Source organism: Adlercreutzia sp. (assembly GCF_056795635.1).
The window spans coordinates 274398-291042 of sequence record NZ_JBQIIT010000001.1; the positions used below are offsets into that span (position 1 = coordinate 274398).

The window sequence follows — 16645 nt, forward strand, 5'->3', positions numbered from 1 at the left end:
AGGCGGCGGAAGGGGAGGGACGGGGCGTCGCGGCGGCCCTGCGGCGGTTGCGTGGCGGCTCTCGGGCGGCTCCGCCGCGGCTCGCCCGGTCGAGGGCGGCCAACGTCTCCCCTACGCCTTCCCCGCGCCGTCGCGCGGTCGTGCTACACTTACCCTGTTGTACCGGATCCGAGGAAAAGAGCCTCCATGCCCACCAACGCCGACTATACCCGCGCGTACTTCCAGATCATCGACGAGCTCGACGGGGCGGTGGAGGACCGCCGCGCCGCCTTCGAGTACATGCAGAACTCCACGGCCATCGTGCACCACCAGGTGGTGGCCTCCTCCTTCGTGCCGCGGCTGTTCAACCAGAAGAGCTACGAGGTGATGAAGCGCACGGCCGAGATGAGCCACCGGGTGCTCTGCAAGGTCATCGAGCGCTACCGGTCCGACGAGGAGTACCGCAAGCTCTTCGATTTCGACGAGCGCTTGGTGGAGCTCATTCTGCTGCCGCGCGATTACGACGCGGTGCTGCCCTTCGCCCGGGTGGACACCTTCCTGAACGAGGAGGACTACCGCATCCACTTCTGCGAGTTCAACGGCGACGGCAGCGCGGGCATGAACGAGAACCGCGAGATCACTCATGCCGTGACGGGCACCGAGACCTTCCGCGTGTTCGCCGAGAACCACGCCGTGGCCGGCTGCGACCTGTTCGAGCCCTGGGTGCGCACCTTCTTGGATATCTACGACACCTACCGCTTCAAGGTGGAGCACCCGCGCATCGCCATCTGCGACTACCTGGAGAACGGCGTGGTGGACGAGTTCCACATCTTCGCCGAGAAGTTCCGCGAGGCCGGGGTGGACTGCGTGGTGGCCGACGTGCGCGACCTGGCCTTCGACGGCGAGGTGCTCACGACCCCCGACGGGCTGCCCGTGCACGCCATCTGGCGCCGCTCGGTCACCAACGACGTGCTGGAGTTCTGGGACGACTCCCAGGCCCTCATCAACGCGGTGCGGGCGCGCAAGGTGGCGCTCATCGGAGCGTTCTCGGGGCACATCGTCCACGACAAGCAGCTGTTCGAGGTGCTGTTCGCCCCCGAGACCCAGGCCTTCCTCACCGAGGAGGAGATCGCCTTTGTGGAGGAGACCGTGCCTATGACCGCCTTTTTGGACGAGTCGGTGGTGAACCTCGCCCAGATTCGCGCCAACAAGGACGAGTGGATCGTGAAGCCCACCGACCACTACGGCGCCGACAACGTGTACGCCGGCTGCGAGGTGAGCCAACGGGAGTGGGAACGGGTCATCGACGAGTTCGCCAACGGGCGGGCCGGCTACCCCTTCATCGTGCAGCGCTACATCCGCCCCTTCAAGACCGACACGCTGCCGCCGGATGCGGGCATTCTGGCTATGCCCGACGGGGCCGTGACCAGCGATCCGGTGCCCTACAACAACCTGAACGGCCTGTACCTGTACAACGGCCGCTTCCAGGGCATGTTCAGCCGGCTGGGGCCGCACCCCACCATCTCGAAGACCAACGAGGGCATGACCGCCGCCACCATCTGGGTGGACTGCGAGGGCGTAGAAGGGCTGGAGCTGTAAATGGGATCGAACAGCATTCTCGCCGGCATCGGCGCCACGGTGCTGGCCGTCACGCTGCTCGTGTGCGGTTTCGCCGCCTGCTGCCTGCCGGCCACCACGGCGGCCCTGGCCGGGGCCGTGAGCACGGGGGAGGATTCCCCCTACACCCACGAGCAGCTGGTGGAACTGGCCGGCGCGACCCGGGCCTTCACCGTTGACCCCCACGGGGATGCGGAGGCGGCCGCCGAGGGCCTGGCCGCATCAGTGGTGGCCGCGGCCCGGGAGGCCTCGGAGGCCGGCGCGCCGAAGGCCGACGGGTGGAGCGAGGGGGCGCGGGAGGCCCTGGCCGGCGACGGATCGTCTTTGGCCACTATGGATGCCCTGGCGAAGGTGTCGGATCGCTACGCCCTGGACGGAGCGGCTATGGACCATCTGGAGGACTGCAACGTTCTCATCGTGGGGGTGAGCTCGTGGCTCGGCATGATCGGGGTGGCCGCGCTCATCGTGGGGGTGCTGCTGGGGGTGCGCCGGCAGTGGGCGGCCCTCGCCTTCATGCTGCGCATGGGCCCGGCCCTGCTGGTCGCGCTGCTGGTGGTGCTCGGCCTGTGGGGCGTTGTGGACTTCAACGGCCTGTTCGCCGCGTTCCATTCCCTGTTCTTCGTGGACGGCACCTGGACGTTCAGCGCCGACTCGCTGCTCATCTCCATGTACCCCCTCGATTTCTGGATGGGCATGGGGGCCGTGTGGCTCGCCACGGCCGTGGGCCTGGGGCTGCTGTGCTTCGCCGGCGGTTGCGTGGCCGCCTGGCGGGCCCAAGTGCAGGCCCGTGCGCTGCAAGAGGCCGCCGAGGCGGCCCGCAGTCCTAAGAAGGGGAAGAAGGGGAAGCGTCGCTAACATGGCCCGCGCCCCCAAAGACCACAAGACCAACGCCCTGCGCGAGCTGGATGCGGCCGGCCTGTCCCACGAGGCGCTGTTCTTCGAGGCCGACCCCGCGATGACCGGGGTGGAGATCGCCCGGGCCCAGGGCGAGGAAGTGGACGCCGTGTTCAAGACCCTCGTCACCGAGGGCAAGTCCGGCGAGCACTACGTGTTCCTCGTGCCCGTGGCCTGCGAGCTGGATTTGAAGAAGGCCGCTGCGGCGGCGGGGGAGAAGGCTGTGGCCATGGTGCGATCCCGCGACCTGCTGCCGCTCACGGGCTATGTGCACGGCGGCTGCTCGCCCATCGGCATGAAGAAGCGCTTCCGCACCTTCGTGGACGAGACGGCCCAGCTCTTCGACGAGATCTACTTCTCCGGCGGCAAGGTGGGCTGCCAGGTGCGCATGGCCCCCGACGATCTGGCCGCCGTCGTCCCCTTCGCCTACGCCGACCTCACCGTCTGAGCCGAAAGGCCGAACTCCTCGCAGAGCCGGGCGCGGGCAGCGGGGTCAGCGGTGGCCTGCTCGATATCTTCGATACGCCCCTCGGCGAGCAACTGGCGGATAAGGGCCGCAAGTGTTTCCTGACCCTCTTCGATGCCCTTGCGCTTGCCCTCGGCCAAACCTTCGGCCATCCCGTCTTCGTAGCTGATGCGAGCTTGAATGCGCGCGTCGTCCTCAATGGTCAGAAAGGGCATGAGTTCCTCCTTCCACGCCGCATCGGCATTGGCATGATGCATCTCTCTTTCGATCAGCGATAAGAGCGGGTCGCCCTCAGCTGCCCTGCCTGTGCCGACGAATTTCAGGAAATCGCGCAGAAGGCCCTTGGGCATCTGCACCCATTCACTTGCGTTTAGGATAACCCATGTGAAGCCATGATCGCAACGGAAATCGGACCGTTCGTCGCAGCGTATGTCCAAGGTGCTCACGGGAAGGCCGGTCCCCAGGAAGTCATCGGTGCAAATGAATATGATATAGGTGTTGGGGAGGGTGTCATAGGCACGCCCCGGTCCTAGAGTTGCTATGTCGAGCGAAGCCTGATAGTAACGCAGCCGTTTTGCGAGCCGTCCCTTTCGGTAGCTCTGCATTTCCGCATCGTAGGTGCGGCCGTCTGCGGCGAGCACGGCATCGAGCCGTATACCGTGGCTCCCGAGCCTCGGCTCGATGACCTGCTCTGTCACGATGTTCTCTACTTCAACGACTTTGGTGCCCAGCACGCGCTCCACCACGCCGCGGCAGATATCCGCATTGCTCATGAGCCGTTGGAACATGGGGCCGTCGCTGAAGACGAGGTCTCGTATCTCCATGGGCGTGCTCCTTTCGCATGATTTGCTTGGCCGATAGCTTACTTTCCCGGAACCGTAAAAAGTTCGCGGGAATGTCTCGCTGGCAACCGTCCACAAACCGCGTTGGCGCCTTGCGGCTGTCCCGTTTTGGTCGCCCGCAAATCGCCTCGAAGCCGTGGGGGATTCCCGGCATGACCGCCGCCGTCGCCTGCGCCTACGCTGACCTCACGGGGTAAAGCAGCGCCTTTCGGGAGCGGAGCCGCGCGGTATTCTGATTCGCTCAAACAGTCCTCGCTTTGCGAAACAGCCCACCGGGCTGTTTCAGTCGCTGCGGAACTCGCTCGGTCAGAACACCCCGCGTCTTCGCTGAGCCAGGAGCGGTTGCGGTATACTGCACCCCATGTACATTGCCTCCGTCATAGTCGATATCCCCACCCAGGCGCTCGATGCCCCCTACTCCTATGCCGTGTCCGACGAGATGGCGGCCGGGGAGGGGCCGGGCGCGGCCCATCCGGCCGAGGTGGGGTGCGCGGTGCTCGTGACGCTGGGCGGCCGCAAGGCCGTGGGCTATATCGTGGCCATGGAAGAAGCCGCGGCCTCTCCCGATGAGGGCACCGATTTGTGGGGCAACCCCCTGGCCGCCGCCGAGCTGCGCCAAATCGAGGCCGTGCTCACGGCCCCGTACTTCGACGAGGAGGGGGCCGCGGCCGCCCAGTACATCGCTGAGCGCTATGTGGCGCCCCTGGCCAGCTGCGTGCGCCTGTTCACGCCCCCGGGGGCCGTGCCGCGCATGGTGCGGGGACGCGACGGGCGCTGGCGGTTGGAAGAGCCCAAAATCGGGGAGGTGGACGACCGCTGGGTGACCCAGGGCCCCGCCTTCGACCAGTTCCAACCTCGGAAGAACGCCGTGAGGCAGCAGCAGGTGCTGGCCGCCGTGGGCGCCGGCGACGTGCGCGTGGCCGAGCTGGCCTGCGAGTTCGGATCGGTGGCTTCCACGCTGAAGGCGCTGGAGGCGAAGGGGGCCGTGGTCGTGGAACGGCGCCGGCGCATGCGCGGCATGGAAGGCGTCGCTCCCGCCGTCCCAGCCGCGGCCCCCGCGCGACCGGTGCTCACCGCCGGCCAGGCGGCGGCTCTGGCGGCCATCGGCGAGGCCCGGGTGGCGGCCGAGGGGCGCGTGGTGCTCGTGGACGGCGTGACCGGCTCGGGCAAGACCGAGGTGTACCTGCGGGCCATCGAGGAGGTGCTCGCCGAAGGGCGCACGGCCATCGTGCTCGTGCCCGAGATCTCGCTCACCCCCCAGACCGTGGGGCGGTTCCGCGGCCGGTTCGGCGCTACTGTGGCCGTCATGCACTCGCGCATGAGCGCCGGCGAGCGCTTCGACCAGTGGGACTTCATCCGAAGCGGCGCGGCCCGGGTGGTGGTGGGCGCCCGCAGCGCCCTGTTCACGCCCCTGGCCAACGTGGGGCTCATCGTCATCGACGAGGAGCACGAGGGCTCCTACAAGCAAGATTCGGCCCCGCGCTACCAGGCTCGGGACGTGGCCCAGTGGATGATGGCGCGCTCCGGCGGGGCGGTGGTGCTCGGGTCCGCCACGCCCTCCATCGAGGCGCTCTACCAGGTGGCGAAGAACCCGCGCTGGACGAGCGCGGCCCTGCCCGAGCGGGCCAACGGCCGCCCCATGCCCGCCATCGAGGTGGTGGACATGGCCGCGGAGTTCGCCTCGGGCGCCCGCTCCATGTTCTCGGGGCGCCTGACCCGAGCCCTGGCCGAGGAGCTGTCGGCCGGCCGCAAGGCGGTGCTGCTGCTGAACCAGCGGGGCTTCGCGAAGTTCTTGCTCTGCCGCGACTGCGGCTTCGTGCCCGAGTGCCCGAGCTGCTCAACGAGCCTCACCTATCACGAGCAGGGGGCCAAGCTGGTGTGCCACCACTGCGGCCACAGCGTGCCCGCGCCGCCCGTCTGCCCCGAGTGCGGCAGCCCCTATCTGAAGAAGTTCGGCGCCGGCACCCAGCGGGTGGAGGCCGACCTGCGCTCGCTGCTGGATAAGATGCCCGGGGTGGGGCCGGAGGTGCCCATCATCCGCATGGACGCCGACACCACCAAGGCCAAGGGCGCCCACCAGGAGCTGCTGGAGCGGTTCGGCGCCGCCGAGGCCGCCGTGCTGCTGGGCACCCAGATGATCGCCAAGGGCCTCGACTTCGACGATGTGACCCTCGTGGGCGTCATCAACGCCGATACCCAGCTGCACCTGCCCGACTACCGGGCCGGCGAGCGCACCTTCCAGCTCATCGAGCAGGTGGCGGGCCGCGCCGGCCGTGCCGAGCTCGACGGGCGCGTGCTCGTGCAGACCTACGAGGCCGACGCCGTGGCCATCCAAGCGGCGGCCCGCTACGACCGGGCCCTGTTCCTGCGCTCGGAGCTGCCGCGCCGGAAGCTCTTGGGGTACCCGCCCTACATGGCCCTGGCCAACGTCCTGGTGTGGGGCGCCGACGAGCACGCCGTGGCCACCGAGGCCGAGCTGCTGCACGCGCAGATCAGCGAGCACATCCGCAGCGAAGTGGGGGATTCCCGCTGGACCGTGCTGCCGGCGGTGCCCTGCGCCCTGGGGAAGCTGCGCAACACCTACCGCTACCACATCGTCGTGAAGGCGCCCCTGGGCGCCGACCTGTCCGCGCCCCTCACCCAGCTCTTCCGCGCCCGCAAGGCGAACCCCCACGTAAACGCCGCTGTAGACGTGGACCCCATGGACCTGCTGTAGGGAAGCGCCTGACGGTTGGCGATTGAGCTGCCGAGCCCGAGGTGCGTGACGGTTGGCAGTCGGCCCGAGCGAGCCAGGCCGAGGCGTTCGGGTGCAGTCGGCTGGCCGGGCCCGAGGCGGGGCGGCGACTGGCAGCTGTGTCCGGTTGAGTTGGGCTCGGCCGTCCAAGGCGGGGAGTGGCGGCTGAGCCCGTCGAGTAGGGCCCGGCCGCCCAAGGCAGGGGTCTGCCCGGCTGAGCCTTTCGGTATGTTCTTGGCGCTCCTCTCGCCCCTCTTCCGCGAGAACTCCACGGCAAGGCCGCTGCAACGTGTGCCCATAGGCACGTCTTTCGCGCCCTTCTCCGATACCAAATCCCGCATTTTCGCCGCCCTCGTTTCGTTTTCCGGCAAAAACAGAGGGTTTGGTAACAGGGTGCGCTGAATCTTCCATTTACGACCTGGGGTTTTGTCGACTGAAAGTATCCAATCCCTTTATTCTGCCAGAGAAAACGATACCAAACCCCTCGTTTTTGACGGAAAACCTGCGGAACCTGGCAAAAACAGAAGGTTTGGTATCACGATGTGTCGGATCGCCCGTCTGCGAACTGGCTTTTGTTGGACGAGAACGTCAAATCCCCGCTTTCGGCTTGAAAAATGACACCAAACGCCTCGTTTCCGCCAGAAAGACCGCGGTGCCTGTCGGAAACGGGGAGTTTGGGTACCGAGAAGGACGTTGGCGGCTTGCGGAATCTCGCGCCGCGGTTTTTTGCAGGTGTTTCGGCGATTGGCTCGCTTGGCGCACCGCTATATCGGTAGCTCGATGCGCCCTCCCGGCACTGAGGGCTCGGTGTGCCTTCGTTCGCCTGCACCTCGATGGGTCTAATTCACTGTGCCTCGAAACCTAAGCCCCGACTCTCGAATTACCCCTTGCGGGGGGGGGGCACTTATTTGCTATTCTCGATCGGAGAGAGGTTCGGTGCCCATGATCGCCCGTATCGGGAGCGCAGCGCCGCCGGCAAATGACGGGGTGCTTATGCGGGTCCCTTGCATCTAAGAACCGAGGAGCGCCCGTTGAGCTCGCGGCACGAAGGAAAGACAGGAGATGTGAAGTCAGTGGGAGAAGACTTCATGACAACAAGAGAAGCGGCCAAGCGCTGGGGTGTTTCCGAGCGTACTGTTCAGGCGTACTGCAGGAGGTACGGTGATCAGATCGGTGCTTTCAAAGATAACGGCTGGCGCATTCCCTCGAATGCCTGTCCTCCCTACAGGATCGACGGGCTGAGAGCGTTCCTTCGGGACTACTGCCGGCACAAGGACAACCCATTCGATGTCTTTCCGTGGCAACAGTCGGTGTCTGACGCAATGCTAGCTTGTCTCTTCGATGGCGGGATGGTTGCTCGCCGCAATCCGAATGCCCCGCTCTCTATCGACAACGTAGTTATCGCTCCAACTGGGTGGGATCTGCTCTTCGGGGAGCGAGGCTCGGGTCGACGGGGGTATGTGCTGAAAGCGCTTAATCTGCAACCTCAATTTACTTTATTGAACGTAAACCTTTGAGAGGAAGGCGATCATGAAAGAGACGACAAGACACGGGTTGGGGACGAGGGTCATCGCGGCCTTCTGCGCTTCAGCGCTGATGATGGCCGCTGTGCTTGGAATCGTCATGGGCTCCCCATTGCCAGCGCTAGCTGCCGATGCCGACCAGGATATCTACGCCATCTTTTATGAAAACCCCGATAAGAAGTCCTATACGCTGGTCATCCAGAACGGCGACACAGTGGATACCTCCTATGGAAAGCCAGCGAACAACGGAGTGGTTCTCATATGCGACGAGACGCCTTCTCCCGCTGGTTCGTGCGGTTGCATCCAGATGGGATACTCGCGCGATCCTCTTCTGCCGTATGAATACGTCGGATACACCACGAAGGTGATGATCAAGCCGGGGGTGAAGCCCCATTCACTGGGTGGATGGTTCGGTGGTTTCGGGGGACTTGAAACCATCGATCTCTCGGGATTGGACTCTTCGGAAGTGGAAGATATGGAGCGCATGTTCTCGGGGTGTGCATCGCTGAAGGAACTCGATCTCTCGAGCCTCGATACCTCGCGGGTTTTGTATTTTGGCGGCCCCAACGACGGTGAGGGCATGTTCTCAGGCTGCTCTTCGCTCACTTCTCTGGATCTGTCTTCCTTTGATATGGGTCAAGCGACAGCGGTCGGTTTTCTGTTCTCTGATTGCTCCTCCCTTGAATCAATTAAGCTTCCGAATAGCCTCACCATGAAGTCTGTTTCGGATATGTCGGGGGTTTTCTCCGGCTGCTCGTCACTGAAGAGCATCGATATCTCGCGATTCGACACCTCCAAGGTGACGAGCATGGACTATATGTTCTCTGGCTGCTCGTCTCTGGCCTCGATTGCATTTCCTACTTCGTTCAAAACCAACTTGGTGGAGAGCATGTACGGCATGTTCTCTGGCTGCGCGTCGCTGAAATCCATTGACTTATCCATGTTCGATACTTCTAGAGTTAAGCGTGTGGCGGGGATGTTCGAAAAGTGCTCATCTTTGGATTCTCTCGACCTCTCGAAGTTCGATACCTCCAAAGTGACGGACATGGAGCGCATGTTTAATGGCTGTTCCTCTCTCAAGAGTATTCAGTTTCCTGTCGCGTTTACGACCAGTTGGGTAACGGATATGGGTAAGATGTTCCAAGGCTGTTCGTCCTTGGAATCCATTGACCTCTCGAAGTTCGACACCTCCAAGGTGACGAGCATGGACTATATGTTCTCTGGCTGCTCGTCTCTGGCCTCGATTGCATTTCCTGCTTCGTTCAAAACCAGTTTGGTGGAGAGCATGTACGGCATGTTCTCTGGCTGCTCGTTGCTAGAGACTCTCGACTTGTCGAAGTTCGACATGGCCAAAGTAGATGCAGCTATGTCAGCTGATCGAGAGAACTATGCGATATGTTGGATGTTTACAGGATGTGACTCTCTCTTTAAGGTTTCCTTGCCTGCTATGGGCAACTTCGCTAAAGCAAATCTTCCAGACCGACGTGATGGCATGAAATGGGGCGAATCGCTGAAGTGGCGCAACGAGAAGGGGGAGGTCTTCGCGGCCGATGCCATCCCGGCGTGCACGGCTGGCACCTACACTGCCGTTGTCGTGGGGAGTGACTCGAGCGGTGATTCTAATGGGGACGGGTCCGGCTCGGGCAATGGTGATGGCAGCGGCGGCAATGGGGACAACTCCGGCTCTGGTAATGGAAATAGTGGCTCCAACAATGGCAGCAACAATGGCTCCGGCAATGGGAACGGCTCCGGTTCCGCCAACCCCGCCCCGAAGCGCACGGTGGCCTTCTCCGAGGCCGTGGCGCTGCCGCTGGACGCGACCGGCGTGGCCATGGACAAGGACGACATTATTCGCGACCTGGCCAAGCGCTTCGGCACCCGCGAGGGATTCCCAGCCGACGCTGAGGACGTGGCGGTCACCATCAAGCACGGCGGCAAGGAGGTCGAGGCCATCGACCCGACCCGTGCCGGAACCTACGAGGTGACGGCCGTCTACTCCATGCCCGACGGCGCCGAGCGGGTCATCGAGGTCGCCTACACCGTGGCCGACCCGGCGGCTAAGACCCCGGCGAAGTCGGCCGCCAAGTCCGGCACCCGCCTCGCTCAGACCGGCGATGGGGTTCCGACGGCCGTGCCGGCGGCCACCGCCGCCCTCGCCGCCTGCGCCCTGGCCGCTGCTGTCGCAGTTCGGCGTCGCGCTCGGGGATAGCGACTGTCGATTCCGCAGCTGCTTCCACGAATGCAAGCCGTCTCTCATCCGAGGCCCGAGGCATGACGCTTCGGGCCTCGGCCATTTTTCGGTGTCGGGGGTGCGGTATAATGGGCTCCTTCTCAGAAAGGAGCGCGGTTTCCATGGCTCTCATGACGGTGTATCACGGCAGCGGGGACGTGGTCGAATTCCCGGAGGTGCGCATTGGGCGCTACACCAAGGACTTCGGCCCGGGTTTCTACTGCACGGTTATGCGCGAGCAGGCCGAGCGCTGGGCGCTCCGTATGCCGGTGCCGCGTGTCAACACCTATACTGTGCGCTTCGCTGAAGGCCTCGATATTCTTGAATTTCGCGAGATGACCGAGGAATGGCTCGATTTCATCGTCGCCTGCCGCCACGGCGAGCCCCATGGTCATGACGTGGTCATCGGAGCCATGGCCGACGATCAGGTGTACAACTACGTTTCCGACTACATCGAGGGGACTCTCACGCGGGAGCAGTTCTGGTCTCTCGCCAAATTCAAATATCCCACGCACCAGATTGCCTTCTGCACGGAGGCGGCACTGCGGTCGCTGGAGTTCGTCGGATGCGAGGAGGTCGGCCATGGCAGGGCGTGAGAGCCGCCGGGCGAACGATGTGTTCTTCGCATGCAGTCTCATCGACTACATTGCGCGGAAGACGAAGAACCGCCGGGTGGACGTGGCGGAGGCTCTGGGCTCTGGGCGCGTGGCCCGTATTATCGAGCTGGCCGACGTGTACCACAGCGACAACATCGATGCCGTGAGCGACGGCTTCATCGAGGAGGCGGCCATCGGTGAGGGGTCTTTCGACAACGTGGCGGCCGCCCGTTATGCCGTTCCCTCCCACTGGGACGTGGGGAAGGTCTACAAGCGCCTTGTTTTGGCCATCGCCGATCGCGAGGGCGTCGATCTGCCCGAGGCCCTGCTGCGGGCCTACCGGTCGCCCGTCAGTGCGCTCATCGACGACTACAACGGCAGCTTCTATTACGATTCCCCCGAGGCCATCTACGATGCCTATGCCACGGGAGAGCTGGCTTAAGCCTGCCTTTCCGTGCGATGCCTCCGCTGCGCTGGGATAGTCGCGGGGTGGGGCTCAAGAGCGTTTCGCCGTTGAGCTATCGGGTTAGCGGCCTTGTCTTGATGGCTCAGTCTCATACTTTCCGCCCTGAAACTCGGCACCCATTCCGAATTCACCCCTTGCGGGGGGGGGGGGCACTTATTTGCTACTCTCGGATGGAGAAGATTCGCCGGGCTTTCGCTGCCCGGCGCGTGCCGAGAGAAGGGAAGGCGAACATGGGAGATACGATGCGGGGCACATTGAGGGCGAAGGGCTTCACAGCCCTGTGGGCTTTGGTGCTGATGGTGGCCGTCGCGTTTTCTCTTGCGCTGGCATCTGCCTCTGGCGCTTGGGCGGACGAGGCCGCTCCCGTCGCGGACGACGACGTGTTCGTCGCGCTGTACTCTCGCGACAGTGGTGGTTACACGCTCGTGTTCCAAAAGGGTGAGGCCGCTAGGGCCGAATATGGCCCTTTGGAGGAGGTTTATCCCCTGGGCAGGGTTATTTCGGGTGGGCCCGGTGATCCGCTGGACGGGAAGAGATCCTATGTGCTAAGCGCAGTCGTGGCCGACGCTCTCCAGCCCGAGAGCACATCCGAATGGTTCCAGGGTCTGGAGAATCTTGAGCAGATCGATATCTCGAAGTTGGACACGTCTAAGGTGACGGACATGGGCTACATGTTCGACGGCTGTCGCTCTCTGAAGTCCATCGACCTGTCCAAGTTCGATACCTCGAGCTTGGAGGAGGCTTACGGAATGTTCTCCGACTGCTCGTCCTTGGAGACCATCGACCTCTCAAAGTTCGATACCTCTAAGATGGTTAATGCTGGTTCGATGTTCGATGGCTGTTCTTCCCTGAAGTCCCTTGTCTTTTCTGCGAGCTTCAAGACGGGGATGGTGGAGGATATGTGGGCAATGTTCAGGGGCTGCTCATCCCTCAAAGCCTTGGATATGTCGGGCTTCGACACCTCCCGGGCAACAAGCATGCAGGACATGTTCTCCGGCTGCTCGTCCTTAGAGGCTATTGTGTTTCCGACGACCCTAAAGACTGATATGGTGACGAGCATGGCAGGAATGTTCGAGGGCTGCTCGTCTCTGAAGTCGATCGATCTCTCGAAATTCAACACCTCGAAGGTGACAAACATGAGCCAAATGTTCAGTGGCTGCTCCTCGCTCGAGAGCATTCAATTCCCGGACACGTTTACGACCAGCTGGGTGACAAACATGTGGAGAATGTTTCCCGGCTGCTCGTCCCTGGAGTCTCTCGACCTTTCGAAATTTGATATGGCGCGGGTAAAGGAAACCGACATGATGTTCGTGGGCTGCGACTCTTTGAGCAGCATCTCGCTGCCGGCTACGGGCGATTTCGCTAAAGCAGATCTTCCCGACCGACGCGATGATATGAAGTGGGGCGAATCGCTAAAATGGCGCAACGAGAAGGGAGAGGTCTTCGCGGCCGACGCCATCCCGGCCCGCACGGCTGGCACCTATACTGCCGTTGTCGTGGGGAGTGATTCGAGCGGTGATTCTAACGGGGACGGATCCGGTTCGGACAATGGTGATGGCAGCGGTAACAACGGCAATGGAGACAACTCCGGCTCTGGTAATGGAAGTGGCGGTTCTAACAACGGCAGCGGCAACGGCTCCGGTTCCGCCAACCCGGCCCCGAAGCGCACGGTGGCCTTCTCGGAGGTCGTGGCATTGCCGCTGGACGCGACCGGCGTGGCCATGGACAAGGACGACATCGTCCGCGACCTGGCCAAGCGCTTCGGCTCGCGCGAGGGCTTCCCGGCTGACGCTGAGAGAGTGTCGGTCACCATCAGGCACGGCAGCAAGGAGGTCGAGGCCATCGACCCGACCAGCGCCGGCACCTACGAGGTGACGGCCGTGTACTCCATGCCCGACGGCACCGAGCGGGTCATCGAGGCCACCTACACCGTGGCCGACCCGGCCGCGAAGGCCCTGGTGAAGTCCACGGCCAAGTCCGCCACCCGCCTCGCCCAGACCGGCGACGAGGCCCCAGCGGCCGCGCCCCTGGCCACCGCCGCCCTCGCCACCTGCGCCCTGGCCGCCGCCGTTGCAGTCCGCCGCCGCGTTCGCGGGTAGCGGTTGGCGGTTTTGCGGTTGCGCCCGCACTGCGGGTAGGCTACGTCGCGGGCTTTCCTGCGACACGGAGATTCGTCTCATTCGAGGGCCGGAGCGCCAAATGCGCTCCGGCCCTTTCCGTGCCCCTCGCTCGCCGGTGCGTGGTGGGCGCCTGCGTCTGAGGCGTGTTCACGGGTGGGTGCAAGTGTCGGGGTTCTCGGCGTGGTAGAATAGAGTCGCCATGCTGACCCGGCAAGATGCGGAGGCCGCCCATGATGTACAACTACATCAAGCTCGCTGACGACACTCAGATAGCGCACTCGAATATTCTCGACGACCAAACGGTTCAGGTTTCCGTCGAGCGCCCCATCGACGGAGGCTTCTGCTCGGCGACGTGCTTCCTTCCGCAGTGCCGCTGGCAGTCCGTTGAGGGTTTTACCGCCGCTGATCTCGACTTCCTCTCTGAGATTGTGCGCGGCAACGCTCCGCTTATCTACCGCCTCGCCCGGGAGGCGGGGAAGCGGTATGCCTAAGGTTTTGGTATTCGGCCCGTATATCATCTTCTTCTGGGTCGGCGAGAACGGCGAGCCCGTCCACGTTCACGTGGCCGAGAAGCGGCCGTCCGAGAATGCCACGAAGATATGGCTTACTGCTTCTGGTGGTTGTATTCTCGCCCATAACCGCTCGAAGATCCCCGAGAGGGATTTGTCGAATATCCTGGAGCTCGTCTCGCTGAACCATAGCTACATTTGCGCGCGGTGGCGAGAGGTATTCCAGGGGGATATCTCCTTCTATTGCTAGAAGCTTTCCGATAGGGCCGCCTGTTCCGAACCCTGGCGAGGGCTGGCCTCTCTGCGATGATTCGGCGCACTGCCTGGATGTGCGCCTGCCTGCTTGCCCGCTCTCTCGCTCCGCGAATTTCGGCCCCGATCCCGAATTGACCCCTTGCGGGGGGGGGGCACTTATTTGCTACCCTCGAACGGAGAAGATGCGCCGGGCCTGTCGTCCGGCGCCTGCCGAGAGAAGGGAAGGCGAACATGGGAGAAGCAGCACGGGGTACGTTGAGGGCGAAGGGCTTCTCGGCCCTGTGGGCTTTGGCGCTGATGGTGGCCGTCGCGTTTTCGCTTGCGTGGGCATCTGCCTCTGGCGCTTGGGCGGATGAGGCCGCTCCCGTCGCGGACGACGATGTATTCGTTGCGCTGTACTCTCGCGACAGTGGTGGTTACACGCTCGTGTTCCAGAAGGGCGAGGCCGCTAGAGCCGAGTATGGTCCCTTGGAGGTGGTTTATCCTCTGGATAGGCCTGCTTCGGATGGGCCCGGTGATCCGCTGGGCGGGAAGAGATCCTATGTGCTGAGCGCGGTCGTGGCCGATGCGCTCCAGCCTGAGAGTACATCTGGATGGTTCCAGGGTCTGGAGAATCTCGAGCAGGTCGATATCTCGAAGCTGGACACATCCAAGGTGAAGGACTCCTCCAATATGTTCGACGGCTGTCGCTCTCTGAAGTCCATCGACCTGTCCAAGTTCGATACTTCGAGTTTGGAAGAAGCTCACGGAATGTTCTCGGACTGCTCGTCCCTGGGATCCCTTAATCTATCCAAGTTCGAAACCTCGCAGGTGACGGGCATGGAAGAAATATTTCGTGACTGCTCCTCGCTGACCTCCCTCTCTTTTCCGAAGAGCTTCGAGACGGGGATGGTGGAGAGCATGCGGTCAATGTTTAGTGGCTGCTCATCTCTCAAAGCTTTGGATCTGTCGGGCTTCGACACCTCACGCGCGACGAGTATGACGGACATGTTCTCCGGCTGCTCGTCTTTAGAGATCATTGTGTTTCCGACGACCCTAAAAACCGATGCGGTAATAAGTATGCAGAGCATGTTCTCCGGCTGCTCGTCCCTAGCAACCATTGACCTTTCGAAGTTCAACACCGCCAAAGTGACGAACATGGACTCCATGTTCTCCGGCTGCTCTTCGCTTAAGAGTATTCAATTTCCCGCCACGTTCACGACCAGTTGGGTGACGAGCATGGGCCGCATGTTTAAAGAATGTTCGTCCCTGGCATCCATCGGCCTCTCTAGGTTCGACACCTCCAAAGTGACGAACATGATTGATATGTTCTGCGGCTGCTCGTCTCTGGCAACCATTGACCTCTCGAAGTTTGACACCTCTAAGGTGACGTGCATGGACTCCATGTTCTCCGGCTGCTCGTCGTTGGAGTCTCTCGACCTCTCGAGGTTCGATATGGGGAAGGCTGGAGACAACTTCTGGATGTTGTCTAACTGCTCTTCTCTGGGCAAAATTATTTTGCCCGCTACGGGTGATTTTGCCAAAGCGGCCTTACCTGACTGGCGTAACGGCAGGTCGGTGAAATGGCGCAACGAGAAAGGGGAGGTCTTTGCGGCCGATGCCATCCCGGCGCGCACGGCGGGAACTTACACTGCCGTTGTCGAGGGTAACGGTTCGGACAACAACGGCTCGGGTGATGGTAGCGGCAATGACGGCAATGGGGGCAACTCAGGCTCTGACAATGGAAATGGTTCCGGTAGCAATAGCGGTTCCAACAATGGCTCCGGCAATGGGGACGGCACCGGTTCCGGTAATGGAAATGGCGGTTCCAACGGCGGCACCACCGCTGACCCCGCTCCGAAGCGCACCGTGGCCTTCTCCGAGGCCGTGACGTTGCCGTTGGACGCGACCGGCGTGGCCATGGACAAGTGGGACGTCATCCGCGACCTGTCCAAGCGCTTCGGCACCCGCGAGGGATTCCCGGCCGGCGCCGAGGACGTGGCGGTCACCATCATGCTCGGCGGCAAGGAGGTCGAGGCCATCGACCCGACCCGCGCCGGCGCCTACGAGGTGACGGCCGTGTACTCCATGCCCGACGGCACCGAGCGGGTCATCGAGGTCGCCTACACCGTGGCCGACCCGGCGGCTAAGACCCCGGCGAAGTCGGCCGCCAAGCCCGGCACCCGCCTCGCCCAGACCGGCGACGAGGTGCCGGCGGCCGCGCCCCTGGCCACCGCCGTCCTCGCCGCCTGCGCCCTGGCCGCTGCTGTCGCGGCCCGGCGCAGGGCGCGTGGGTAGTGCTGCGCGCTAGATCTTTTCGCGACACGGAGATTCGTCTCATTCGAGGGCCGGAGCGTCAAATGCGCCCCGGCCCTTTCTGTGTCTCGCACTCGCCAGTGAAGGCGCTGGGTTTCCCATCTGCGACCTAGCTACTT

General features: G+C 63.1%; 13 protein-coding genes and 1 pseudogene. 13 read left to right on the forward strand and 1 reads right to left on the reverse strand.

The annotated features are described in order from the left end of the window. The first annotated feature begins 186 nt into the window (after positions 1-186). Genes ACTOXK_RS00835 through ybaK form a run of 3 tightly spaced genes read left to right on the forward strand, consistent with a single transcriptional unit; the run spans position 187 to position 2938 of the window. Entirely contained in the window at positions 187-1578 is a 1392-nt protein-coding gene (locus ACTOXK_RS00835; protein WP_482278449.1) for a carboxylate--amine ligase, read from the forward strand. Next, the gene (locus ACTOXK_RS00840; RefSeq protein WP_482278448.1) at positions 1579-2451 is read left to right on the forward strand and encodes a lipoprotein intramolecular transacylase Lit; all 873 of its coding nucleotides are present in this window, start codon (positions 1579-1581) and stop codon (positions 2449-2451) included. It begins immediately after the preceding gene. Position 2452: 1 nt separating this feature from the next. Beyond that, on the forward strand, positions 2453-2938 hold the full coding sequence (gene ybaK, locus ACTOXK_RS00845) for a Cys-tRNA(Pro) deacylase (RefSeq protein ID WP_482278447.1): 486 nt from the start codon (positions 2453-2455) through the stop codon (positions 2936-2938). Here the strand turns inward: ybaK and ACTOXK_RS00850 are convergent. Continuing rightward, entirely contained in the window at positions 2917-3780 is an 864-nt protein-coding gene (locus ACTOXK_RS00850; protein WP_482278446.1) for an Rpn family recombination-promoting nuclease/putative transposase, read from the reverse strand. The genes ybaK and ACTOXK_RS00850 overlap by 22 nt on opposite strands. A 379-nt stretch (positions 3781-4159) precedes the next feature. On the opposite strand from ACTOXK_RS00850, the gene priA reads away from it, so the two are divergent. From priA to ACTOXK_RS00900, 10 genes and pseudogenes are all read left to right on the forward strand, one after another. Then, complete coding sequence (gene priA / locus ACTOXK_RS00855; RefSeq protein WP_482278445.1) at positions 4160-6514, forward strand: replication restart helicase PriA; 2355 nt, start codon at positions 4160-4162, stop codon at positions 6512-6514. A 1082-nt stretch (positions 6515-7596) separates the two neighbouring features. Next, a complete protein-coding gene (locus ACTOXK_RS00860; protein ID WP_482278444.1) occupies positions 7597-8049 on the forward strand; it encodes a helix-turn-helix domain-containing protein in 453 nt (150 codons plus the stop codon). 13 nt (positions 8050-8062) lie between these two features. After that, positions 8063-10264, forward strand: a complete 2202-nt coding sequence (locus tag ACTOXK_RS00865; protein ID WP_482278443.1) for a BspA family leucine-rich repeat surface protein — start codon at positions 8063-8065, stop codon at positions 10262-10264. Between the two features lie 143 nt (positions 10265-10407). After that, positions 10408-10881: a DUF3990 domain-containing protein gene (locus ACTOXK_RS00870; RefSeq protein ID WP_482278442.1), complete on the forward strand. Its 474-nt coding sequence runs from the start codon at positions 10408-10410 to the stop codon at positions 10879-10881. Then, positions 10868-11323 carry a hypothetical protein gene (locus tag ACTOXK_RS00875; RefSeq protein ID WP_482278441.1) on the forward strand — a complete coding sequence of 152 codons (456 nt, stop codon included), beginning with the start codon at positions 10868-10870 and terminating at the stop codon, positions 11321-11323. The genes ACTOXK_RS00870 and ACTOXK_RS00875 overlap by 14 nt, the downstream gene beginning before the upstream one ends. A gap of 320 nt (positions 11324-11643) precedes the next feature. Further along, a pseudogene (locus ACTOXK_RS00880) lies at positions 11644-12636 on the forward strand (BspA family leucine-rich repeat surface protein); the annotation flags it as partial. A 12-nt stretch (positions 12637-12648) separates the two neighbouring features. Continuing rightward, on the forward strand, positions 12649-13446 hold the full coding sequence (locus ACTOXK_RS00885) for a hypothetical protein (protein ID WP_482278453.1): 798 nt from the start codon (positions 12649-12651) through the stop codon (positions 13444-13446). A 251-nt stretch (positions 13447-13697) separates the two neighbouring features. Beyond that, entirely contained in the window at positions 13698-13958 is a 261-nt protein-coding gene (locus tag ACTOXK_RS00890; RefSeq protein ID WP_482278440.1) for a hypothetical protein, read from the forward strand. Further along, complete coding sequence (locus tag ACTOXK_RS00895; protein ID WP_242370468.1) at positions 13951-14226, forward strand: DUF4160 domain-containing protein; 276 nt, start codon at positions 13951-13953, stop codon at positions 14224-14226. Before ACTOXK_RS00890 ends, ACTOXK_RS00895 begins: the two co-directional genes overlap by 8 nt. Positions 14227-14528: 302 nt before the next feature. Beyond that, the gene (locus ACTOXK_RS00900) at positions 14529-16508 is read left to right on the forward strand and encodes a BspA family leucine-rich repeat surface protein (protein WP_482279825.1); all 1980 of its coding nucleotides are present in this window, start codon (positions 14529-14531) and stop codon (positions 16506-16508) included. The last annotated feature ends 137 nt before the right edge of the window (positions 16509-16645 follow it).

What these genes read in the sequence shown, in the direction of transcription:
- ACTOXK_RS00850 (WP_482278446.1), bottom strand. Translation starts at nt 3,780, where the DNA reads ATGGAGATACGAGACCTCGTCTTCAGCGACGGCCCCATGTTCCAACGG.
- ACTOXK_RS00840 (WP_482278448.1), top strand. Translation starts at nt 1,579, where the DNA reads ATGGGATCGAACAGCATTCTCGCCGGCATCGGCGCCACGGTGCTGGCC.
- priA (WP_482278445.1), top strand. Translation starts at nt 4,160, where the DNA reads ATGTACATTGCCTCCGTCATAGTCGATATCCCCACCCAGGCGCTCGAT.
- ACTOXK_RS00870 (WP_482278442.1), top strand. Translation starts at nt 10,408, where the DNA reads ATGGCTCTCATGACGGTGTATCACGGCAGCGGGGACGTGGTCGAATTC.
- ACTOXK_RS00885 (WP_482278453.1), top strand. Translation starts at nt 12,649, where the DNA reads ATGATGTTCGTGGGCTGCGACTCTTTGAGCAGCATCTCGCTGCCGGCT.
- ACTOXK_RS00900 (WP_482279825.1), top strand. Translation starts at nt 14,529, where the DNA reads ATGGTGGCCGTCGCGTTTTCGCTTGCGTGGGCATCTGCCTCTGGCGCT.
- ybaK (WP_482278447.1), top strand. Translation starts at nt 2,453, where the DNA reads ATGGCCCGCGCCCCCAAAGACCACAAGACCAACGCCCTGCGCGAGCTG.
- ACTOXK_RS00895 (WP_242370468.1), top strand. Translation starts at nt 13,951, where the DNA reads ATGCCTAAGGTTTTGGTATTCGGCCCGTATATCATCTTCTTCTGGGTC.
- ACTOXK_RS00890 (WP_482278440.1), top strand. Translation starts at nt 13,698, where the DNA reads ATGATGTACAACTACATCAAGCTCGCTGACGACACTCAGATAGCGCAC.
- ACTOXK_RS00865 (WP_482278443.1), top strand. Translation starts at nt 8,063, where the DNA reads ATGAAAGAGACGACAAGACACGGGTTGGGGACGAGGGTCATCGCGGCC.
- ACTOXK_RS00835 (WP_482278449.1), top strand. Translation starts at nt 187, where the DNA reads ATGCCCACCAACGCCGACTATACCCGCGCGTACTTCCAGATCATCGAC.
- ACTOXK_RS00875 (WP_482278441.1), top strand. Translation starts at nt 10,868, where the DNA reads ATGGCAGGGCGTGAGAGCCGCCGGGCGAACGATGTGTTCTTCGCATGC.